Origin of the sequence: Pseudoduganella sp. UC29_71, assembly GCF_042693265.1 — a bacterium.
Lineage (GTDB): Bacteria > Pseudomonadota > Gammaproteobacteria > Burkholderiales > Burkholderiaceae_D > Rugamonas.
This window is the reverse complement of sequence record NZ_CP170549.1, coordinates 5568013-5587886: the sequence shown is the minus strand read 5'-3', so window position 1 is coordinate 5587886 and position 19874 is coordinate 5568013. Positions and strand designations below refer to the sequence as shown.

General features: G+C 67.4%; 21 protein-coding genes. 2 read left to right on the top strand and 19 right to left on the bottom strand.

Annotated features, from left to right (window positions below):
• The first annotated feature begins 52 nt into the window (after window positions 1-52).
• Window positions 53-1072, top strand: a complete 1020-nt coding sequence (locus ACFJI2_RS24910) for a succinylglutamate desuccinylase (RefSeq protein ID WP_377705905.1) — start codon at window positions 53-55, stop codon at window positions 1070-1072.
• 4 nt (window positions 1073-1076) lie between these two features.
• On the opposite strand, the gene ACFJI2_RS24905 is transcribed toward ACFJI2_RS24910, so the two are convergent.
• Window positions 1077-1952, bottom strand: coding sequence for a DUF2145 domain-containing protein (locus ACFJI2_RS24905; protein WP_377705904.1), 876 nt, complete (start codon window positions 1950-1952; stop codon window positions 1077-1079).
• A 35-nt stretch (window positions 1953-1987) separates the two neighbouring features.
• A complete protein-coding gene (locus ACFJI2_RS24900) occupies window positions 1988-2443 on the bottom strand; it encodes a hypothetical protein (protein WP_377702340.1) in 456 nt (151 codons plus the stop codon).
• A gap of 86 nt (window positions 2444-2529) precedes the next feature.
• Here ACFJI2_RS24900 and ACFJI2_RS24895 point away from each other — a divergent pair, with 86 nt between their 5' ends.
• Window positions 2530-3036: a DUF1993 family protein gene (locus tag ACFJI2_RS24895; RefSeq protein ID WP_377702339.1), complete on the top strand. Its 507-nt coding sequence runs from the start codon at window positions 2530-2532 to the stop codon at window positions 3034-3036.
• Here the strand turns inward: ACFJI2_RS24895 and ACFJI2_RS24890 are convergent.
• From ACFJI2_RS24890 to ACFJI2_RS24810, 17 genes are all read right to left on the bottom strand, one after another.
• On the bottom strand, window positions 3033-3812 hold the full coding sequence (locus tag ACFJI2_RS24890; protein WP_107873413.1) for an FRG domain-containing protein: 780 nt from the start codon (window positions 3810-3812) through the stop codon (window positions 3033-3035). The two genes, ACFJI2_RS24895 and ACFJI2_RS24890, sit on opposite strands and share 4 nt — an antisense overlap.
• A gap of 120 nt (window positions 3813-3932) precedes the next feature.
• Window positions 3933-5540, bottom strand: a complete 1608-nt coding sequence (locus tag ACFJI2_RS24885; RefSeq protein ID WP_377702338.1) for a methyl-accepting chemotaxis protein — start codon at window positions 5538-5540, stop codon at window positions 3933-3935.
• Window positions 5541-5607: 67 nt separating this feature from the next.
• Window positions 5608-6681, bottom strand: a complete 1074-nt coding sequence (locus tag ACFJI2_RS24880; protein WP_377702337.1) for a porin — start codon at window positions 6679-6681, stop codon at window positions 5608-5610.
• 140 nt (window positions 6682-6821) lie between these two features.
• Window positions 6822-7775, bottom strand: coding sequence for a PDR/VanB family oxidoreductase (locus ACFJI2_RS24875; RefSeq protein WP_377702336.1), 954 nt, complete (start codon window positions 7773-7775; stop codon window positions 6822-6824).
• 29 nt (window positions 7776-7804) lie between these two features.
• Window positions 7805-8830, bottom strand: a complete 1026-nt coding sequence (locus ACFJI2_RS24870) for a Rieske 2Fe-2S domain-containing protein (protein WP_377702335.1) — start codon at window positions 8828-8830, stop codon at window positions 7805-7807.
• Window positions 8831-8846: 16 nt separating this feature from the next.
• Complete coding sequence (locus ACFJI2_RS24865) at window positions 8847-9071, bottom strand: recombinase-like helix-turn-helix domain-containing protein (RefSeq protein ID WP_057152692.1); 225 nt, start codon at window positions 9069-9071, stop codon at window positions 8847-8849.
• A 22-nt stretch (window positions 9072-9093) separates the two neighbouring features.
• Window positions 9094-10065, bottom strand: a complete 972-nt coding sequence (locus tag ACFJI2_RS24860) for a VOC family protein (protein ID WP_377702334.1) — start codon at window positions 10063-10065, stop codon at window positions 9094-9096.
• The gene (locus ACFJI2_RS24855) at window positions 10065-11549 is read right to left on the bottom strand and encodes an aldehyde dehydrogenase (protein ID WP_377702333.1); all 1485 of its coding nucleotides are present in this window, start codon (window positions 11547-11549) and stop codon (window positions 10065-10067) included. The genes ACFJI2_RS24860 and ACFJI2_RS24855 overlap by 1 nt, the downstream gene beginning before the upstream one ends.
• A gap of 10 nt (window positions 11550-11559) precedes the next feature.
• On the bottom strand, window positions 11560-12360 hold the full coding sequence (locus ACFJI2_RS24850; RefSeq protein WP_377702332.1) for an aspartate dehydrogenase: 801 nt from the start codon (window positions 12358-12360) through the stop codon (window positions 11560-11562).
• Between the two features lie 9 nt (window positions 12361-12369).
• The gene (locus ACFJI2_RS24845; RefSeq protein WP_377702331.1) at window positions 12370-14076 is read right to left on the bottom strand and encodes a thiamine pyrophosphate-binding protein; all 1707 of its coding nucleotides are present in this window, start codon (window positions 14074-14076) and stop codon (window positions 12370-12372) included.
• Complete coding sequence (locus ACFJI2_RS24840; protein WP_377702330.1) at window positions 14069-14872, bottom strand: SDR family oxidoreductase; 804 nt, start codon at window positions 14870-14872, stop codon at window positions 14069-14071. The genes ACFJI2_RS24845 and ACFJI2_RS24840 overlap by 8 nt, the downstream gene beginning before the upstream one ends.
• A 25-nt stretch (window positions 14873-14897) precedes the next feature.
• Complete coding sequence (locus ACFJI2_RS24835) at window positions 14898-15734, bottom strand: IclR family transcriptional regulator (RefSeq protein WP_107873429.1); 837 nt, start codon at window positions 15732-15734, stop codon at window positions 14898-14900.
• A gap of 25 nt (window positions 15735-15759) precedes the next feature.
• Complete coding sequence (locus tag ACFJI2_RS24830) at window positions 15760-16689, bottom strand: alpha/beta fold hydrolase (RefSeq protein ID WP_377702329.1); 930 nt, start codon at window positions 16687-16689, stop codon at window positions 15760-15762.
• Window position 16690: 1 nt separating this feature from the next.
• Window positions 16691-17230 carry a cupin domain-containing protein gene (locus ACFJI2_RS24825; RefSeq protein ID WP_107873433.1) on the bottom strand — a complete coding sequence of 180 codons (540 nt, stop codon included), beginning with the start codon at window positions 17228-17230 and terminating at the stop codon, window positions 16691-16693.
• 12 nt (window positions 17231-17242) lie between these two features.
• On the bottom strand, window positions 17243-18019 hold the full coding sequence (locus ACFJI2_RS24820; RefSeq protein ID WP_377702328.1) for an SDR family oxidoreductase: 777 nt from the start codon (window positions 18017-18019) through the stop codon (window positions 17243-17245).
• A 10-nt stretch (window positions 18020-18029) separates the two neighbouring features.
• A complete protein-coding gene (locus ACFJI2_RS24815; RefSeq protein WP_107873437.1) occupies window positions 18030-18866 on the bottom strand; it encodes an ABC transporter permease in 837 nt (278 codons plus the stop codon).
• Window positions 18867-19844: an ABC transporter substrate-binding protein gene (locus ACFJI2_RS24810; RefSeq protein WP_377705902.1), complete on the bottom strand. Its 978-nt coding sequence runs from the start codon at window positions 19842-19844 to the stop codon at window positions 18867-18869. It lies immediately after the preceding gene.
• Window positions 19845-19874: the final 30 nt, after the last annotated feature.

Below are 19874 nucleotides of genomic sequence, written 5' to 3'. Positions count from 1 at the left end.
GGCCGTGGCAGACGACAAGGCGGCGCAAGCCGCCGGCGGTGACGCGGCGGCAATGCGTTCCGGCGCGCTGCCGCCGGCGCTGCCGGACGCCGTGCGCGCGCTGGCCGAGGCGGACTTCAGCGCCGTCGCGGCCCGCTTCACGGCGGCCGGTTTTGCGGTCACGCAGCCGGCCGACGGCATCCTCACCGTGAAGCGCCCGGCCGCGGCCGGCGGTGCAGTGCCGGCCGTGCTGGTCTCCGTCGGCGTGCACGGCGACGAGACCGGTCCCATCGAAGTGGTGGCCTACCTGCTGGACGCGCTGTCGCGCGACGTGGCGGCCAACGCTTCCGCGCTGGCGGTGGACCTGATGCTCTGCGTCGGCAACATCGGCGCCATCCGCGCCGGCAAGCGCTTCATCGACGCGGACCTGAACCGCATGTTCCGCGCCGAACGCGGCGCGCTGGCAGGCACCGCCGAAGCGGCGCGCGCCGACGAGATGGTGGCCGCCACCAGCGCCTTCTTCCAGGACGCCGGCCCGGTGCGCTGGCACCTGGACCTGCACACCGCCATCCGCCCATCGGTCTATCCGACTTTTGCCATCGTCCCCGAGATCATCGAGGACGGCGCGCGCAAGAAGCTGATCGACTGGCTGGGGCAGGCGGCGATAGGCGCCGTCATCATGAATCCCGCCTCGGTGGGAACCTACAGCTACTACTCCGCCGAGCACCACGCGGCGGCCGGCACCACCATCGAATTGGGCCGCATCGGCACGCTGGGCCAGAACAACCTGGAGCAGTTCGCCGAAGCGTCGCAGGCGCTGGACAACCTGCTGCGCGGCGCGCAGCCCAGGCAGGCCAAGGCAGCGCCGCACGTGTACGCCACGGCGCGCCAGATCATCAAGCTGAGCGACCAGTTCAAGATGGCCTTCGGCAAAGACACATGGAACTTCACCCCGCTCAAGCAGGGCGAGGAGATCGCGCGCGACGGCGACACGGTCTACACCGTGCAGCACCCGGAGGAGATGGTCGTGTTTCCGAACCCGGACGTGCGCGTCGGCCTGCGCGCGGGCCTGATGGTGGTGCGGCTGTCCTAGCGTTTCAGTCCAGGGCGATCACCCGGTCGCCCGGTCCGGCCTGGCATCCTGCGGCGGCCGGCGTCCAGCCCTTGTGCACCACGATCTGCCGCGCGTTGTGGCAGATCTCCGTGCGCTCGCTCGCCGGATACAGGCGCTGCACAAATTCCTCCAGCGTGGACGGCAGGCTGACCTTCAGCTTCATCTCATAGCGGTCCTGCTCCGGATGGTCGTCCAGGTGCACATGCGGCACGAAGTAGGAAGCCAGCATCAGCAAGGGCGAATCCACGTCCACGCCCTGCGGCGCATAGCCCGAATCGCGCAGCCAGGTCTGCGCCCGCGCGCGCACGTCATCGCCATTGGCCAGCTTGCCCCATGCCGTGGCCAGCAGCTCGGCCACCCATTGATTGCAGTTCTGGTAACGCAGGCTGAAGGCATAGGCATTGGCGCTGTAGGTGCCCGCCAGCAGGCCCAGTGCGATCTGCCCGTCCAGCGACGCCAGGCGCACCGCGTTGGCCGCCTCCGCGGGCAGGCGCAGCACGGAGATATAGCCCACCTTCGGATCGTCCGTACCCATGACGAAACCAGCCACGCCCTGGTCGAAGATGCGCGGTCGTTTTTCGTCGCAGGAGTAGTAGAGCTGGCGCGTGGTCCAGGCGCCGGTATCGCCGCGCCAGCCGAGGGCGGCATGCGAATAGCGGATGTTGAATCGGGACAGGTCGAGGCCGGAGCGGCTCACCAGCGCGGCGCTGCCGCCAGGTACCGCCAACTCCTCGCGCACCACGGCGGCAAAGCGCAGCAGCGTGTCCTGCTCGGCTGCGCTGAGGGCGTTGGCGCGGTCGCAGAAAGTGGCCGCCTGCGCATCGTTCAAAGGCAATGCGGCCAGCGGCAGCGCGGCCATGACACCCAGCGCGCATGCCGCCAGGCGGCGGACTATCACAGGCTGACCGGACGCGCTGCCAGTTCGCTGTGCCAGTCGTCTTCCAGCACCAGGAAGAAGGGCTTCTGCGTGTCCGCGTGGGCAAATTCAAAGCCGTAGGAACGCGGCTGCGTCAGCACCACGCCGCCCAATTCCAGGCCTTCCTTGGCCGCGATGGAGGCGGGCAGGTCCAGCACCAGCAGCTGCTTGCTGGCGTCGTGCTCCATGGTCAGGCGGGTGGTGTCCGCCTTGCCCGGCGCGGCGGCCATCTGGATGATGTGGTAGGGGCCGCCGGCGGTTTTCTTGTCGCCGCTGGAGCTGTTGCTGGAACCGTTGAGCGAGGTGGAAATGCTGCCGCTGGAGGCGGAGCCGGCGCTCGACGCGGACGAGGCAAAGCTGTCGGCCTGCGCGTTCAGGGCGAAGGTGGCGGCGGCTGCAACGCCGGCCGCCTTGAAGATGGTTGGGAACTTCATTGTCAATCCTATAATTACGCTTCTGCGAGCGAAAACCAGATAATACACGTATGATTTCCTCCTCACTACCAACGAAGGAAGCTGCCATGTCCCTATCCATGTATCAGGTATCGGTTCCGGTGTTTGTGCGCGCGCTGAAAGTGCTGTCGGCGCTGCTGAAGAAGGGCGAGGAACACGCCGCCGCCACCGGCGCGGTGCCGGACGTGCTGCTGGGCGCGCGCCTGGCAGACGACATGCTGCCGCTGTCCGCGCAAGTGCAGCGCGCCAGCGACGCGTCCAAGCTGTGCGTGGCGCGCCTGTGCGGCGTGGACGCGCCGAAGTATGAAGACAACGAGGCGAGCTTCCAGCAGCTGCAGGAACGCATCGAGAAGACCATCGCCTTTCTGGAAAGCGTGTCGCAGGCGCAGTTCGACGGCGCGGACGAGCGCAACGTCACGCTGACCTTCGGCGCCTTCAGCCAGTCCTTCACCGGCCAGGGCTATCTGCTCACCTTCGCGCTGCCGAACTTCTACTTCCACATCACCACCGCCTACGGCATCCTGCGCGCGCAGGGCGTGAAGATCGGCAAGCTGGATTTCCTCGGGCCGTTCTAACTGCCCGTGGCCACCGGCCACACCATCTCCAGCTCCATGCCGATGGAGCGCGCCAGGCCGTCCAGGTCCGGGAACAGCGTGGCGTTGGTGATGTTCATGCGGTACAGCGCTTTCATGGCCTCGTCCCGCATGGACTGCGGCAGCACGATCTGCTTGAGCAGGGCGCCGCTGTCGCCGTAGGCGGGCAGGATCTCGTCCAGCGGCTTGTCCAGCATGCCCGGCACCACCAGCGTTCCCGATTGCGCCACCAGGCGGCGGTCCATCTCGGTCGGCTCGCCGATCCAGATGATGGCGTGGCTATTGGGCAGGTAGAAGCGCGTGAAGTTGCCGCCCTCGCGCGGGTCGATATGGTCGCGGTCCATGCCGGGATCGGTGTGCGGCGCGGCGGTCCACAGGCGCGGCGTGTTCAGCGCATAGACGGCGGCGTCGCCGGTGGCGCGCTCGAGTGCGAAGAAGGCCGCCACGAAGGGCGACTTGGTGAAGTCCAGCAGGCGGGTCGGCGCGCCGTGGTGCTGCATCAGCGCCAGGCAGCGCAGCGCGTTGTCCAGCACCGACGGGTCGGTGAGGTAGTTGTGCGCCTTGCGGCGGAAGATGCGGATGGCGCGTTCCTCGCGCGCGCGCCAGCTGGCGCGGTCGGGAATGTAGGCGCTCAGGTAGCGCGACAATGACGTCATCAGCGGCCAGCGCACCTCCTGCTGGCCACGGAAAGCCCAGCCGTCCAGCTCCGCGCTGAGGGCCATGAATTCGTTCCAGTTGCTGACGCTGATCTGTTCCATCCGGTTCTCCAAATATTTGTGCGGCGTGCCGGCGGGTTACGCGCTTCGCGCTAACCCGCCCTACGATGCAATCGTTTCAGTACGGTACACAACGGTGTTACCGCGCCCGCCGTGCCCGCGTTACGCAGCCAGCAGCGCAAGGCGCTGCACCGCCGCGCGCGGCGCCGGCGCGTGCACGCCGTCGTCCGCGTTGAGGCGGAACACGCTCACCAGCCGCGCCAGCTCGGCCGCACGGTCCTGCAGCGCCTGCGCCGCTGCCGCCGCCTGCTCCACCAGCGCCGCATTCTGCTGCGTGGTCTCATCCATCTGCACCACCGCCTGGTTCACCTGCGCCAGACCGCTGCTCTGCTCCGCGCTGGCCGACGCGATCTCGCTGATCGACAGCGCCACCTGCGCCACGCTGCTCACCACATTATGCATCGTCGCGCCGGCCTGCTGCGCCAGTTTGCCGCCGTTTGCCACGCTGGCGGTGGATACGTCGATCAGCTGCTTGATGTCCTTGGCCGCCGCCGCAGAGCGCTGCGCCAGCGTGCGCACTTCGGACGCCACCACCGCAAACCCGCGTCCCTGTTCCCCCGCGCGCGCCGCCTCCACCGCCGCGTTCAGCGCCAGGATATTGGTCTGGAAGGCGATACCGTCGATCACGCCGATGATATCGCCAATCTGGCGCGAAGACGCGCTGATCGCGTCCATGGTCGCCACCACCTGTTCCACCACCGAACTGCTGCCCGTGGCCACGCCGGATGCGTCCTGCGCACGCTCGCGCGCCTGGCGCGCATGCTCCGCGTTCTGGCTCACCGTGGCCGACAATTCCTCCATGGCGGACGCGGTTTCCTCCAGCGCGCTGGCCTGTTGCTCGGTGCGACCCGACAGGTCCAGGTTGCCCTGCGCGATCTCGCTGGCGGCGCCGGCAATCGCGTCGGTGCCGCTGCGCACCTCGCTGACGATGTTGCGCAAGCTCCCGTTCATTTCTTTGAGTGCCTGCAGCAGCTGGCCCACTTCATCCTGCGAGCGCACTTCGATGTCGCTGCTCAAGTCCCCGCTGGCTACCGTGCGCGCCACCCGCACCGCGTCGCCCAGCGGGCCGGTGATGGAGCGCGTAATCCACAGGCCGAAGCCGACCGCCAGCACGCAGGCCACGCCGGCCAGCAGCAGGATGTGCAGCCGCTTTTGCGCATACAGTTCGGCCGCCTCGCGCCCGCTCTTTTCCATCAGCTTGCCGCCGCCGGCCAGGAAGCCTTTCATGCGCGCTGTATAGGCCAGCTGGTCCTCGCGCAGCGTGGTCATGAGCAGCGTGGACGCGTCGATGGTACCGCCGCTGCCCGCCAGCTTCATGAACTCCGCCTGGCCGGCCTGGTATTTCGCGCGCAGCACCTGCATGTCCGCGTAGGCCTTGCGTCCCGCTTCACTGGACAGCATGCCCTGCAGCTTGTTCAGTCCCTCCGCGATGGCCTGCTCGCCCGCCGCAATGGCGGCGGTCTCCGCCTTCAGCATGTCCGGGTTATCGGCCAGCAGCATGTTGCGCATGGAGATGGCGTTTTCGTTCACCTGCATCAGCAGGCCGGTGGTCAGCACCACTTGCGGATAGCGGTCGTCGACGATCTGGCTGGTGGCCTGGTTCAGGCTGGCCAGGCTTTGCACCGCTACCAGCACGATGCCGCCCAGCAGCGCAATGATGATGCCGAAGCCTGCCGCCAGCCGGGTGCCGATTTTGAGATTTGCAAACATGTGGAACTCCATAGAGAACGCCGCGCGGCCCGGAACGGGGCGGCGCGGCGTGGCAATGCGAACGGGATCAGAAGGAGTGGTGCACGCCTACCGTGGTCACCAGCTGGTTGCGGCCATCAGCCGCGCCGGTGTTGTTCTGCAGCGCGAAGCGCGCCGTGCCGCCGGCCTTCTGATAGGCTGCCTGCACGTAGAACTCGGTGCGCTTGGAGAAGGCATACGCATTGCTGATGCTGAACTGGTCGTACTTGGCGCCTTCCAGCTTGGAGCGGGTGTAGCCGAAGTTCAGGGTGTTCAGCGGGTTGTAGTTCCAGGCCGCGCCCAGGTCCGCGTTCTTTTGCTTGAAGCTGGACGCCGGCAGGTCCACCGTGCTTTGCGTGTACAGCGCATTCAGGCGCCAGTCGCCGACCTTGTAGCCGCCGCCGGCCGCCCAGGTGGTCAGGCTGCTGAACACCGTGCCCGCGTTGCCCAGGTTGAGCGTGGACAGGAAGGCGCCCGCGTAGCCTGCGGCGCGGTCGTTCTGCTTGCTGTAGGCCAGCGCCAGGCGCAGCGGGCCGTTCACGTAGCTGGCGCCGGCGCTGGTGTTGCGGCCCTTGCTGCTGTCGCCGGCCTGTTCGCCCAGGCCCACCATGGCGCTCACGGTCAGGCCGTTCATGGACGGCGAGGTGTAGCGCACCACGTTGTTGTACTGGTAGGTGTTGGCCAGCGTGTCCAGGTTACCGGGGTGGAAAAGGTAGAAGTTCGTCAGCTGGAAGCCGTTGCTCAATTTGCCCGCGTAGTCGAACACGATGTCCGGCATATTGCCCACGGTGACGCTGCCGAAATTGCCGGACAGGCCGACCATGGTGGTGCGGTTGAACAGCTTGGTGGCATTGACGCTGGCGCCGGTGTCGGTGGCGAAGCCGCCCTCCAGCTGGAACACGGCTTTCAGGCCGCCGCCCAGGTCTTCCACGCCGCGGAAGCCGAAGCGGTCCGGCTGCATGGTGCCCTGGTCGACGCGCGTGACCGACTGGCCATTCAGGTTGCTCACGTAAGCCACGCCCGCATCCAGGCTGCCGTAGATGGTGACGTTGCTTTGCGCCTGCGCTGCGCCGCCGGTGATGATGGTGGCGACGGCTGCTGCGGCGTGGATGTGCTTCTTCATCGGTACTCCCCTTTTGTTATGGGCGGCATGAGCCGCGTTTCATGGATAAAACGTCGTTTCAAACTTGAATGGGGCGCAAAAAAAACCGGAGTGGTCCGGTGGTGCGCTTTGCGGGTTACGCGCTACGTGCTAACCCGCCGTCACAGGTCGAGCACAAGCCGGTTCCCCTTGCAGCCCGATACGCAGACCATCATGGTCTTGCCCGACTCGCGCTCGGCCTTGGTCAGCACACCGTCGCGGTGTTCCGGCACGCCGTCCAGCACCGCCGTTTCGCACGAGCCGCACACGCCTTCGCGGCAGCTGTGGTCCACGTCGATGCCCGCTTCCAGCAGCGCGTCCAGCAGCGACTTCCCGGCCGGGACCATCACCATCTTCTGCGACCTGGCCAGCTGGCATTCGTATTCGCTGCCCTGCATCGCCACCACCGGCTCGGCGGGAGCGAAGCGCTCGATATGCACGTTGGGCAGCTTCAGCTCCGCGCAGATGCTTTCGAACGCATTCAGCATCGGCGTCGGGCCGCAGCAGTAGAAGTGCGCCGCGGCGGACTTGCCGGCCAGGTAGCCGCGCAGGTCCGGCGGGCCGCCCGCTTCCTGGTCGAAGTGGGTTTGCGCCCGGCCCTCGGCCACCAGCTGGTCGACAAAGGCGGCCTCCTTGCGGCTGCGCGCGCAGTACAGCAGCTCCACCGACTTGCCCATGCGGCGCAGTTCGTTGAACATGCTGTAGATCGGCGTGATGCCGATGCCGCCGGCGATCAGCACCGTGTGCGCGGCCGACTCGTCGAGCGGGAAGTTGTTGCGCGGCGTGCCGATCTGTATCGTGGAGCCCACCCGCAGCTGCTCGTGCACATAACGCGAGCCGCCGCGCGAGTTCCGGTCGTGCAGCACGCCGATCACATAGCGGCGACGTTCCAGCGGGGAGTTCGACAGCGAATAGCTGCGCACCACGCCGTTCGGCAGGTGCAGGTCGATGTGCGCGCCGGCCGCGAAGGCTGGCAGTTCGGCGCCTTCCGGCGACACCAGCTCCACGCTGACGATGCCCTGCGCTTCGAAGCGCATGGCTTGCACGCGCACGGTGATCTGTTGGCTGTTACTCATGGCGATAGCTCCCGATACTCTTTAATGATTTAGGCCGTCTTTTCCTCGGCGGCGGCGATCTGCGCCTTGGCCAGGTTGCGCAGGTGGCGGCGCAGGCGCACGATGCCCATGTCGTGCTGGTACAGCATTTCGCGCTGGTTGGCGTCCGGCTCCATCGCTTCCAGGATCTCGCGGTCCTGCTCCAGCACGTGCCAGTGGCGCGCCTCCAGGCGGTTCTTGTACAGGAAGCGCCAGGTGTCGCGCTGCCAGCCGTCCACCTTGCGCACGCGCCAGAAGAACACGGCGGTGGCGCCTTCTTCCATCGGCGCGTAGCCGCCGATGATGATGAAGTTGCCGCCCGGGCCGCCGGTCTTCGGATATGGAATCTCCAGGCGCATCCACTGGATGCCGGTTTCGGCGTATTCGGTCCAGTCGAAGTTCACGCCGCGCTGGCCTTCCTTCTCGAAGACAAAGCCGGTGTCGGTGTCGCGCACGCGGAAGGCGGCGGTCGATTCGCCCTCGGCCATGGAGTGCGACTGCTTGTGCAGGAAGGTGCCGTGCATCGGATCGAGCACGTTGTCCAGCACGTAGCGGTAGTCTCCGTTCCATTCGGCATAGCACAGGAAGTTGGAGTACTCGGGCGCGCTCAGTTCCGGCGGCAGTTCCAGCGGCGGCGGTTCCGCCACGTCCTTGCTGGCGTTGTAGAGGAAGATGGCGCCGGCCGCTTCCTGCACGTGGAAGGCGCGCGTGGCCTTGGCGCCTTCCAGCTTGCAGCCGGGGCTGCCCGGCACGCTGGTCACCACGCCGTCGAAGCGCACCTGCACGCCGTGGTAGCCGCAGGCGATGCGGTCGCCCAGCGCGATGCCTTTGGACAGCGGCGCGCCGCGGTGCGGGCAATGGTCTTCCAGCGCGTGCAGCTTGCCGCTCGCTTCGCGCCACAGCACGAATTTGCGGCCCAAGCGGCGCAGCGAGACGGGACGCTCGGCGATGAAGCTCGACGGGCAAATCGGATACCACAGGTCTTTCAGGCCGGCTGCGAGCACGGCGTCTACTGGGTCGTTGGCTACGGTTCTCATGGCTTGTCCTTCCTGATCAGCATTCAGCGGCCAGGCGCGCAACTTCGGCCTGGTATCCTTCTTCGGTCCACGCGCCGCCGCCGGGGAAGCCGGGGCCGGTGCGGTTCAAGTGCGCCACCAGCGCGGTGAGGTCGGCGATGCCGGACGCGAAGGCGCGTTCGATGGAATCGCCCAGCAGGTCCTCGTAGCCGGTGGGTTCACGGCGGCGGGTCTGGTGCACGGTGAGATAACGTTCTTGCATGATGGTTCTCCTTGTTCCGGATTCAGGACTTTGGTTTGTCAGTCAGGAATTTGCCTTCGGGCGCTTTCGCGTGGCGCTGGCGGCGGGTATTGCCATCCAGGCCGCCTTCGATGGCCCACTCGGCGAATACCGTGGGGCCGGGTTCGAATTCGCGCGGCTCCCAGTGCTCGTCCAGCTGGTCCTCGTCGGCGTAGTACTCGATCAGGCCGCCGGCCGGATTCTTGAAGTACCAGAAGTAGGCCGACGAAATCGGATGGCGGCCCGGTCCCAGCTGCGTATCCCAGCCCTGGCGCGACATGTGCATGCCGCCGCCGAACACTTCGTGGATATCGCGCACGGTGAAGGCCACGTGGTTCAGGCCGGCCTTTGGATCGGGCGTCTGCAGCAGGAACAGGTCGTGGTGTCCGCCCACGTCGGCGCAGCGCAGGAAGGCGCCGCGGCCGGGATAGCTGTCCGACTGCACGAAGCCGAAGTGCTTGCGGTAGAAGGCCTCGCAGGCCGCCACGTCCTTCACGAAGAACACCACATGGCCCACTTCGATCGGCGTGGCGCGCTCGTAGGCCGGGCTGCGCTGGTTCACGCGCGGGCGGTGCGACCAGGTGTTCATCTGGGCGCAGTCCACGTCCACGTCGCACTTGCGCGTCACCTGGAAGCGCACGGCCAGGCCGTTCGGGTCGGTGCAGCCGATGCGGCCGGCGGCTGCGTCCGCGTAGGCGCCGGGCAGTTCGCGCACGATGGCGCCGAAGCGGTCCATCACGTCGGCCGAGGATACGCCCCACACCACTTCGCGCAGCGTCGGGCCGGCCTCGATGGCGGGCGGCAGCGCCGGGTCGTCCGAGCGGCGCACCAGCACGCGGCAGCCGTTCAGGGTTTCGAAAGCCAGCAGGCTGTCGGTTTCTTCCACCAGCTTCAAGCCCCAGTCGGAGAAGAAGGTTTTGCAGGCGGGCAGGTCGTCCGCGCCATAGGTGATTTCATCAATGCCAAGGACATCCATTATTTCGCTCCCTGCGCCCACGGCAGCGGCATGTCGTTCATGCCCCAGTAGACGCTTTTCTGTTCCATGTACTGCAGAATGCCGAGCCGACCCTTCTCGCGTCCCAGGCCGCTGTCGCGCCAGCCGCCGAACGGGGTCGAAATCGAAAACTGCTTGTAAGTGTTGATCCACACGTTCCCGGCCTGCACCGCGCGGGCGTAGCGCCAGGCCTTCTTGTAGTCCTGGGTCCAGATGCCGGCGGCCAGCGCGTACACGCTGTCGTTGGCCTGGCGGATCAGGTCTTGTTCGTCCGCGAAGGGCATGGCCACCAGCACCGGGCCGAAGATCTCTTCCTGGCAGATGCGCCAGTCGTTCCGCACGTCTTCGATGATGGTGGGCAGGTAGTAGTTGCCCTTGTCGTAGGCGGCGCCCTGTGGACGCATGCCGCCGACGCGGATGCGGCCGCCCTCGGCCACGCCCAGCGCCACATAGGACTCGATGCTGTCGCGGTGGCGTGCGGTGATCAGCGGGCCGAGCTGCGTTTTCTCGTCGGCAGGGTCGCCCACGCGCAGCGCGGCAGCGCCGGCGGCCAGGCGCTCCATGAAGCTGTCGTAGATGCTGTGCGCCACGAACAGGCGCGAGCCGGCGATGCACGATTCGCCCGAGCTGCTGAAGATCCCGTACAGCACGCCGGCCACGGCGTGGTCGATGTCCGCGTCCTCGAACACGATGGTGGGCGACTTGCCGCCCAGTTCCAGCGACACCGGCATCATCTTGTCCGCCGCGATATGGGCGATGTGCTTGCCGGTGCTGGTGCCGCCGGTGAAGGACACGCGCTTGACCAGCGGATGCAGCGTGATGGCGTCGCCGATCACCGAGCCCTTGCCGGGCAATACGCTGATCAGGCCGGCCGGCACGCCCGCCTCGATGCAGATGCGCGCCAGTTCCAGCGCGGCCAGCGGCGTCACTTCGGCGGGCTTGACCACCACCGCGTTGCCTGCCGCCAGTGCCGGCGCCATCTTCTGCGCTTCGCTGGCGATGGGCGAGTTCCACGGCGTGATGGCGGCCACCACGCCCATGGGCTCATACACGCTCATGGTGAGGTTGTCGCCGCGCGCCGGGGTGATGGTTTCCTCCAGCGTTTCGCAAGCGGCGGCGAAGAACTGGAAGGTGGCGGCGGCGCTGGCCACCAGGTTGCGCGTTTCGGTGATCGGCTTGCCGTTGTCCAGGCGCTGCAGTTGCGCCAGTTCCTCGCCGCGTTCGCGGATCAGCTGCGCCACCTTGTTCAGCACTGCCGCGCGCTCGTGCGGCTTGCGCTGCGCCCAGCCGCTGGTGCGGAAGGCATGGTCGGCGCGCTCGATGGCTTCGTTCACGTCGCCGACGCTGGCGGCGTTCAGGTAGGCCACCGGTTCGCCGGTGGCGGGGTACAGCGTGGCGTACTTGTCGCCGCCGCCGAGGCGCCATTCGCCTGCCACGCAGATTGCTTGGGTGATGTTGGGGTTCATCTGTGTTCCCTTAGATCGAAAGTGCGTGCGCGCGGTTGTTCAGGGCGCGCACCACGCTGAACACCGTCAGCGCGGAAGTCTTGGGATTGGCCGCCAGCGGCTTGCCGCGCATGGTCAGCTCGAAGCCGCCAAAGGCGCCGCTCGCTTCCACGTGGTGGACGTTTTCCGTCACGCCGGGGTCGGCCAGCAGGCGCACCTGCGTGTGGTCCAGGCCCAGGCCCGCCAGCGACAGCGTGGCCGCCACGTTGGCGTTCTTCGGGTACAGGCGCGCCGCTTCGCGCGCCGTGCCTTCGAAGATCACGGTGGCCTGCGTCAGCGCATCCAGGTCCACCACCTGCTCGGCGGGCGTGTCCTTCCATGCGCGGGGCGGCTTGCGGCCGGTGTAGACCACCGAGTCCAGGCCGCCGATGCGGGCCGCCGACAGCGCGTCGATGGCGCCGATGGCGCCGGACAGCAGCTGCACCTGCGTCTTGCCGCGCTGCGCCGCCTGCTCCAATTTTTCAGCCAGGCCTTGCTCGGACAGCGCGCCCACCGACACCACCATGCACGGAATGCCGCTTGCCAGCGCCGGGATGATGTGCTCCTCGATGGCGAGGTGGCCGGCGCATTCGATCAGCAGGTCGGGACGGCTGCCGTTCAGGCCCACGTCCACGCGGGTGTGCGGGCACAGTTCGCGCACGGTGGCGCCGGCATGTTCCAGCCCGGACTGCGGCACGATCACCAGGTCGAACACCACCTCGGGATCGCTTTTCAGCAGCTCCATCACACCGACGCCGATGGCGCCGCAACCTATCATCGATACATGCAGCATGGCGGCTCCTTAAGCGGTGGCTTCGGCTGGGGCGGACGCAGGTTCGGCGGCTTTCACAGGAGGACCGGCGAAGGCAGTCTTGAAGCTGCCGATCGACAGCATGTCGATCTCCAGCAGGAAGGGACCCGGCTCGGACAGCGCGCTGCGCAGCGCCGCGTTCAGCCCACCCTCGACATCGGCCAGATTGCTCACGCGGGCGTGGCGCAGCTGCAGCGAGTGCGACAGCTCGGCGTAGTCCGGCGTGTGCAGGTCCACGTAGTGGCGGCGGCCGCCGTACTGCACGTCCTGGATGTTCTTGATTACGCCGTAGCCCCTGTCGTTCATCAGCACGATGACCATGTCGGCCTTTTCCTGCACCGCCGTGGCCAGCTCGCCCAGGTTCAGGATGAAGCCGCCGTCGCCGGCCAGCGTGAAGGTCTTCTTGCCGGACTTGGTGACGGCCGCGCCAATGGCCGCGCCGATGCCCATGGCCAGGCCCTGGCCGATGCCGCCGCCCAGCGCGTGCACGCCTGCCAGCGGATCGAAGATGCGCAGGTAGCGGTTGCCCCAGGTGGAGTTCGACACCGTCACGTCGCGCACCCAGTTGAAGCGGCGGCCGGCCGCTTCCTGCAGCTGGTCCACCAGCGCGCTGTAGGGACCGAGGCCGTCCACCAGGCCGGCCACGGCCACTGCGCGGGCGGCCTGCAGGTCGGCGATGAAGGTGGGGGCTATGCTCATCTTGCCTTCCAGGCGGTCTGCCAGCCCCTCCAGCGCCAGTTCCGCGTCGCCGCAAACGAAGTAGTCGCTCTTGTAGCAGCGGCCTTCGGCGGCCGGATCGGCGTCGATGCGGTACAGCGCGCGCGGCAGCTTCAGTTCGTACTTCAGCGTTTCATTGCCGCGCAGGCGCGAGCCCACCACCAGCATGGCGTCGCAGGTCTGGTAGAAATTCTCCACCGGCTTGTGCAGGTTGAACGCGCCCAGCGAACGCGGGTCGTCCTCCGGGACAACGCCGCGGCCCTGGGTGGTGGTGACCACGCCGAAGCCCATGTCCAGCAGGCGCTGCACCTGCTTCGAGGCGCCGCGGCTGCCGCCGCCCAGCCACAGCATGGGGCGCTTGGCCTTCTTCAGCTGCGCGGCCAGTTCGTCCAGCGCGTGCACGGACGGCTCGTTGCGCTGGATGGGCAGCGGCTTGAAGTCGGACGGCATGTCGATCAGCGCGGCCTGGATGTCGATCGGGATTTCCACGCTGACGGGACCCATCGGCGGCGTCAGCGCGATCTGGACCGCCTGCTTCACGGTGCTCAGCGCGGTGTCCGTGCTGCGGATGCGGAAGGCGGCTTTCGACACGGCCTTCAGCATGGTCAGCTGGTCCGGCGCTTCGTGGATATAGGACAGGCTCTGGTCCAGGTAAGGCGTTTCGATCTGGCCGGTCAGGTGCAGCAGCGGCGTGCCGGCGGTGAGCGCTTCCACCATGGCGCCGGCGGCGTTGCCCGCCGCCGTGCCGGTCGAGGTCAGGCACACGCCCAGGCCGCCGGTGCTGCGGGCGTAGGCGTCGGCCATGTTGGCGCCGCCCGCTTCGCCGCGTGCCGGCACGAAGCGGATCTGGCCGCGTTCGCCGAAGGCGTCCAGGATGGGCATGTTGTGGATGGAGATCACGCCGAACGCAGCTTTGACGCCGCACTGTTCGAGGAAAGCGGCGATGGCGCCGCCGACGGTGATTTGTTTGGTATTAAACATGGCGTGAAAGTCCTCCAGAGACGTCGATATGGCTGCCGGTAGTGTAGGAAGAGAGCGGAGAGGCCAGGAACATGATGGCGCGCGCTGCTTCTTCGGGGAGGCCGAGACGGCCGATTTGAATTTGTTTTTTCTGCGCCAGGCGGCGCGTCCACGCGGCCCAGTCCAGGTCCTGCTCTTCCGAAGGGCGGGCGTCGAAGCGGCGCTTCCACTGGCCCGATTCCACCAGGCCGATCAGGATGCCGTTCACGCGCACGCCGTGCGGCGCGAATTCGGTGGCCAGCGAGCGCACCAGGTTGTGCACCCCGGCGCGCGCGGCGGACGTGGCCACCATGTGCGGCTCCGGCTGCACCGCCAGCAGCGAGTTGACGCACACCACGGCGGCATCGGGCCCGGTTTTCAGCTGCGGCAGGAAGGCGCGGGTAGGGTGGATGATGGAGAAAAATTTCAGGCGCAATTCCTCCATCCACGCTTCGTCGCCGGTGTCGGCGAAGGTCGACACGCGGCCCTGGCCGGCGTTGTTGACCAGGATGGACGCGGCGCCCAGCTCCCGCTGCACGCGGGCGGCGAAAGCGGCCACCTGTTCCGGCGCCAGCACGTCGCAGCTTTGCGCCAGCAGGTGCGCGGCGGGGAAGCGCTCGCGCAGGCTGGCCACGGCCGTTTCCAGGCGGGCGGCGTCGCGGCCGCACAGGGCCACGGCGGCGCCGGCGTCGAGCAGCAGTTCCACGGTGGCGTAGCCGATGCCGGACGAACCGCCCGTCACCACCGCCACCCGGCCTGCAAGATTAGTCATGCTCATCATGTGCTCCGTTGTTCAGTGCTGCTTAGCGTTGCCACAGGTTGACGATCTGCGCGGTTTCGGTCGGCGCGTGGTCCAGCAGGCGGGACAACTCGTCGGCGCTGCCGCGCACTTGCGCCACCACGCGCTCCAGGTGTTCCGCGCCGATGTGCGGATCGGGAATCGTGGCGCCCAGCGCGGCGACCACCTTGCCGCTGTGGTCGCGCACCGGCGCGGCCATGGTGGAAATGCCGCGCTCGAAGAAGCCCTGCTCCCATACGTAGCCGCGCTCGCGGTCCTGCTGCAGCAGGTTGAACAGGTCCAGCACCGTGTGCGGGGTGCTTTCCGAATACACCTTCAGGTGCTCTTCCGGATACAGTTCGCGCAGCTGCGGCAGGGTCAGGTCCTGCAGCAGCACGCGGCCCAGCACGGTGGCGTGGGCGGGCAGGCGGGTGCCGACGTTGACGGTGCTGACGAAGGGCGCCGGCGTGCTGGACTTGGCCACGTACACGATGTTGCGCGCGTCGCGCACCACCAGCGTGGTGGAGTAGCCGATTTCGTCGCGCAGGCGCTCCAGCAGCGGGCGGCCGATTTCGGTCAGCTCCAGCGACGCCAGGTATTCAAAGCCCATGCGCAGCACGGCCATGCCGAGGCGGTAATCGCGGCCGCCTTCTGCGCGCTCGACGAAGCCCATGCGCTCCAGCGTGGTCAGCAGGCGGAACACGGTGGAACGCGGCACGTCCAGGCGCTTGGCCAGTTCCGGCGCGGACAGGGTCTTCTCGTGGCGGCTGAATTCACACAGCAGGCGCAGGCCGCGCTCCAGGCCGGGCACCGTGTACTTGTCGGCGCTGTCGTCTTCCGCTTGTTCAGGCTTGTTGTTCATGTGATGTCCCGTTAGTAGTGGTTGTTCAGTTCAGGATGGCGGCCGTGGCAGCCGTGGGCTGCTCTACGTAGCAGGCATGGCCAGCCTGGTCTATCAATGCAAAGGGCATTCCGTGGCGCTCGGCCACCAGGCGGCAGTCGGCCGGCGTGGTGACGTTGTCGGCGCTGCCGCAGTGGACCGAAGCCACGGCGCACACGGCGCCGGACAGCGCGTAATTCTCGATGGCGTCGCCGCACAGCAGGTGCACCGCCTGCGTGTAGCCGGGCAGGTTCAGCTGCGCCATGTTCCAGCGTACCCAGTCGCGCTGTTCGGTCGTTGCGCCGCCCGACAGCAGGCGGCTGGAGCGCTGCGTGGCCATGCCGTGCACGCCCAGCTCGCCCACCGCGGACAGGCGCTCGCGCGCCACTTGCGCGCCTTGCTCGAGCCGCGCCGCCTGGCCGTAGCCGCGCGCGGGGCTGAGCAGCACCAGCTTGTCCAGCGTGGTGGGATAGGCGGCAGCGTAGGCCGAGGCCATCATCGCGCCCAGCGAGTGGCCCACCAGCACGCAGCGGCCGACGCCCAGTGCCTGCAGCAGCTGGCGCAGGCGGGCGGCATAAGCGTCGGCGCCGGGACGGGCGGCCGGCAGCACCGAGGAGCTGCCGTAGCCGGGAGCGTTCCAGGCGATGATGCGGCTGCCCGGCGCGGCGGCGGCCAGCGCCAGCGCGCAAGGCAGCCAGGAGGCGGCGCCCGAGCCTATGCCGTGCAGCAGCACGATGACAGGCGGCGTGGCGGACTGCGCGGTGGATTGCGCAGGCTGCGCCGACGGTGCGCCCGGCGCCGGGGCGATCTCGCGGTAGCTCACCACGCCGCCTTCAACGGCGACGGTGCGTTCCGCGAAATGGCGCTCCAGCAGGGACAGGGCGTGCTGCAAGCTGTCCGCTTCCGGTGCCATGGCGCTGATGCCGGCAAAATTCATCTCAGCCTCGCTTGATGCTGGCCAGCGGGTGCTCTGGCGGATAAGTTGGCGTGACCGGCTTCTGCGCGCCCAGCATCACGCACATCAGCGCGTCTTCCTCGCCGATGTTGATCTCTTCGCGGTACACGCCGGGCGGAATCGACACCACGTCGCGGTCGGTCAGGATGGTCTCGTAGCGCTCGCCGTCCTTTTCCAGCACCAGCTTCAGCTTGCCGCGCAGGACGAAGAACACTTCTTCCACGTCCACGTGCACGTGCGGCGGGCCTTCATGGCCGGCCGGGATGATCATGGTGGAGAAGGTGAAGTGCTCGGACGGGATCACGCTGCTGTCGTTGGCCACGCCGGTGCCGCCGGTGCCGATGTAGCGCATCTGCGCGCGGCGGTATTTCGGGTCGTAGTCGGCCTGGAACTTCAGCGCGTTCCAGTCGTACTTGCGGGTGGAGAAGCGCGCCACGCGCGTGTTCATCCATTCCTCGAAGGAGGCGCCTTGCGGCTGGTCCCAGCTGCGCTGGATCTGCTTTTGTTCGGATACGTCGCTCATAATTACTCCTGATTAGTTCATAACGAAGCCGCCGTTGACGGCAAGGACTTGTCCGGTGACGAAGCGGGACAGGCCGGACAGCGCAAACAGCACCGCGCCGGTCACGTCTTCCGGCAACTGCAGGCGCTGCAGCGCGCGTCCGTCCTGGTAGGTCTGGTAGCGCTGGGCCGGCACGTATTCGGTCGCTTCCACTTTGGTCAGGCCCGGCGCCACTGCGTTGACGGTGATGTTGTGGGCGCCTTCCTCGCGCGCCAGCGAGCGCGTCATGCCGATGATGGCGCCCTTGCTGGCCACGTAGGCCATCAGGTTGGGCGCGCCCCACAGCGGCGTGTCCGAGGCCAGGTTGACGATGGCGCCGCTGCCTGAGGCGCGCAGCGCGGGCAGGCAGGCATTGGTCATCAGCCAGGTGCCGCGCACGTTCACTTCCATCACCTTGTCCCAGGTGCCGATCTCGATCTGCCCGGACGGCTTGCCGCCGGAATTGGTGATGGCGGCGTTGTTGACCAGGCCATCGAGGCCGCCCAGCCGGGCCACGGCCGCCGCGGCGCAGGCGTCGATCGATGCCGGATCGGCCATGTCGAGCGGGAAGCCGTGCACCTGCAGGCCGCGTTCGCGCAGCGCGGTCACCGAGGCGGCCAGCGTGTCGTGCAGGATGTCGGCCAGCGCCACGGTGGCGCCGGCTTCGGCGATGGCGGTGGCGAAGGCCAGGCCCAGGCCGCGCGCCGCGCCGGTGACGAGCACCTTGCGGCCGGCCAGCAGTTGGGGGGCAGTCAATTGAGTAGTAGTCATCTCGGTTCCTTTACTTCGTGCTGGTGGCGGCTTTGGGCAGGTAGTGCAGCACGCGCCGCTCCGCCCAGACCACGGCGCCGTAGGTGACGATGCCGGTCAGCGTCAGTGCGCAGATGGCCACGAACACGGCGGCGGTGTTGCCCTGGCCTTCGCCATCGACCAGCAGGAAGCCCAGGCCCTGGTTGCCGCCCACCAGTTCGCCCACCGTCACGCCGATCACGGCCAGCGTGGAGGCGATGCGCAGGCCGGAGAACAGGGCCGGCATGGCGGAGCGGAACTCCACCAGGCAGAAGATCTGCCAGCGCGAGGCGTTCAGCGTGCGCACCAGGTTCACCATGTCCGGGTCCACCGTGCGGATGGCCGACAGCACGTTGATCATCACGGGGAAGAACACGATCAGCACGGCGACGATGATCTTCGGGTAGATGGTGTAGCCCAGCCACATGACGAACAGCGGCGCGAAGGCGACCTTGGGTGCGATCTGCAGCGCCAGGATGTAGGGCGACAGCATGGCTTCGGCGCGCGGCGACAGGCCCAGCGCCACGCCGACCGCGAGGCCGAGCAGGGAGCCGAGGGCGAAGCCGATCACCACTTCCATGGCGGTGATGCCGAAGTGGCCCAGCAGGTCGCTGTTCTTCCACATGAAGACCGATTCCTGCATCACGCGCGAGAAGCGCGGCAGGATGAACTCGGGCATGCCCAGCGCGCCGGGACCCCATTCCCACGCTGCCAGGAAAATCGCCAGCACCAGCAGGCTGCCCAGCACGGTGCGGGTCTTCTCGCTCAGCAGCGGGGCGGTCTTGGCAGGCGTGGACATGGTGGTGGGGAGAGAGGTTGCGGTATCCATTTAGCGTGCCGTCCCGATGAACTGGTTGGTGAACAGGTCGTTGACGGCGGCCGCCTTGGAGACGATGCCTTCGCTGACGTAGAACTTCTGCACGCTGTCCATGCGCGCGGCGTCGATCTGGCCCAGCGGCTTCTGGTTGGCGTACACGTATTTGCGGTACATATTGAAGATCTGCTCGATGCTCGCTTCCTTGCCCTTGTAGGAAGGCACGGCTTCCACGTAGGCGGCGGTGGCCGCTTTCGGGTCCTTCATGATGTCTTCCATGCCGCGCAGGGTGGCGCGCACCAGGCGCTTGAGCAGCTCCGGCTTGTTCTTGATGGTGTCGTCGGAGGCCAGGATGGCCTGCGCCATGGACTTGAAGCCGTTGGTCTCGATGATGTCCACCTTGGCGCCGGCGTCGGTGGCGCTGACGATCCAGTCCGGCACGCCGGCCAGCGCCTGCGATTTGCCGGCCGCGAACACCTGCCACACGCCGGACGGGCCGGCAGCCTGGATGGCGGCGTCGCTCTTGCCCAGGTCCACGTGCTTCATATTGCCCAGCAGCGCGTAGTAGGTGGTGTCGGTGTAGGACATGACGGTGATGGTCTTGCCCTTCAGGTCGGCCAGCGACTTGATGCCGCCGCCCTGGTGTACGCCCACCATGGTCAGCGAGCCGGCGCCCAGCACCGCGATGGCTTTGACCGGCACGCCGTTGGCGCGCACGATGATGGGGGTGTCGCCGATGGCGCCGCCGATCACCGCGTTGCCCGCGCCGATCTGCTTGGCCACGTCCACGCCGCCCTTGGCCGCAACGAAGGTCACCTTCAGGTTCTCTTCGGCGTAATAGCCTTTTTGCTGCGCGATCATCCACGGCGCGAAGGCCGGGGTGTTCGGCGGCGCCGGCAGCAGGTAGGTGACTTCTTCAGGCGCCGCCATGACGGGTGCTGCGGCGAAGGCCATGGCGACGGCGCAGGCGGCCGAAGCGAGGATTTTATGCATGCTCATATAACACTCCTGAGGGATAATCTT

Coding starts and splice junctions, on each gene's coding strand:
- ACFJI2_RS24855 (WP_377702333.1), bottom strand. CDS start 11,549: ATGAACCCCAACATCACCCAAGCAATCTGCGTGGCAGGCGAATGGCGC.
- ACFJI2_RS24825 (WP_107873433.1), bottom strand. CDS start 17,230: ATGAGCGACGTATCCGAACAAAAGCAGATCCAGCGCAGCTGGGACCAG.
- ACFJI2_RS24815 (WP_107873437.1), bottom strand. CDS start 18,866: ATGGATACCGCAACCTCTCTCCCCACCACCATGTCCACGCCTGCCAAG.
- ACFJI2_RS24820 (WP_377702328.1), bottom strand. CDS start 18,019: ATGACTACTACTCAATTGACTGCCCCCCAACTGCTGGCCGGCCGCAAG.
- ACFJI2_RS24850 (WP_377702332.1), bottom strand. CDS start 12,360: ATGCTGCATGTATCGATGATAGGTTGCGGCGCCATCGGCGTCGGTGTG.
- ACFJI2_RS24840 (WP_377702330.1), bottom strand. CDS start 14,872: ATGAGCATGACTAATCTTGCAGGCCGGGTGGCGGTGGTGACGGGCGGT.
- ACFJI2_RS24860 (WP_377702334.1), bottom strand. CDS start 10,065: ATGGATGTCCTTGGCATTGATGAAATCACCTATGGCGCGGACGACCTG.
- ACFJI2_RS24905 (WP_377705904.1), bottom strand. CDS start 1,952: ATGGCCGCGCTGCCGCTGGCCGCATTGCCTTTGAACGATGCGCAGGCG.
- ACFJI2_RS24835 (WP_107873429.1), bottom strand. CDS start 15,734: ATGAACAACAAGCCTGAACAAGCGGAAGACGACAGCGCCGACAAGTAC.
- ACFJI2_RS24900 (WP_377702340.1), bottom strand. CDS start 2,443: ATGAAGTTCCCAACCATCTTCAAGGCGGCCGGCGTTGCAGCCGCCGCC.
- ACFJI2_RS24810 (WP_377705902.1), bottom strand. CDS start 19,844: ATGCATAAAATCCTCGCTTCGGCCGCCTGCGCCGTCGCCATGGCCTTC.
- ACFJI2_RS24890 (WP_107873413.1), bottom strand. CDS start 3,812: ATGGAACAGATCAGCGTCAGCAACTGGAACGAATTCATGGCCCTCAGC.
- ACFJI2_RS24885 (WP_377702338.1), bottom strand. CDS start 5,540: ATGTTTGCAAATCTCAAAATCGGCACCCGGCTGGCGGCAGGCTTCGGC.
- ACFJI2_RS24895 (WP_377702339.1), top strand. CDS start 2,530: ATGTCCCTATCCATGTATCAGGTATCGGTTCCGGTGTTTGTGCGCGCG.
- ACFJI2_RS24845 (WP_377702331.1), bottom strand. CDS start 14,076: ATGTTTAATACCAAACAAATCACCGTCGGCGGCGCCATCGCCGCTTTC.
- ACFJI2_RS24830 (WP_377702329.1), bottom strand. CDS start 16,689: ATGAATTTTGCCGGCATCAGCGCCATGGCACCGGAAGCGGACAGCTTG.
- ACFJI2_RS24875 (WP_377702336.1), bottom strand. CDS start 7,775: ATGAGTAACAGCCAACAGATCACCGTGCGCGTGCAAGCCATGCGCTTC.
- ACFJI2_RS24880 (WP_377702337.1), bottom strand. CDS start 6,681: ATGAAGAAGCACATCCACGCCGCAGCAGCCGTCGCCACCATCATCACC.
- ACFJI2_RS24870 (WP_377702335.1), bottom strand. CDS start 8,830: ATGAGAACCGTAGCCAACGACCCAGTAGACGCCGTGCTCGCAGCCGGC.
- ACFJI2_RS24865 (WP_057152692.1), bottom strand. CDS start 9,071: ATGCAAGAACGTTATCTCACCGTGCACCAGACCCGCCGCCGTGAACCC.
- ACFJI2_RS24910 (WP_377705905.1), top strand. CDS start 53: ATGCGTTCCGGCGCGCTGCCGCCGGCGCTGCCGGACGCCGTGCGCGCG.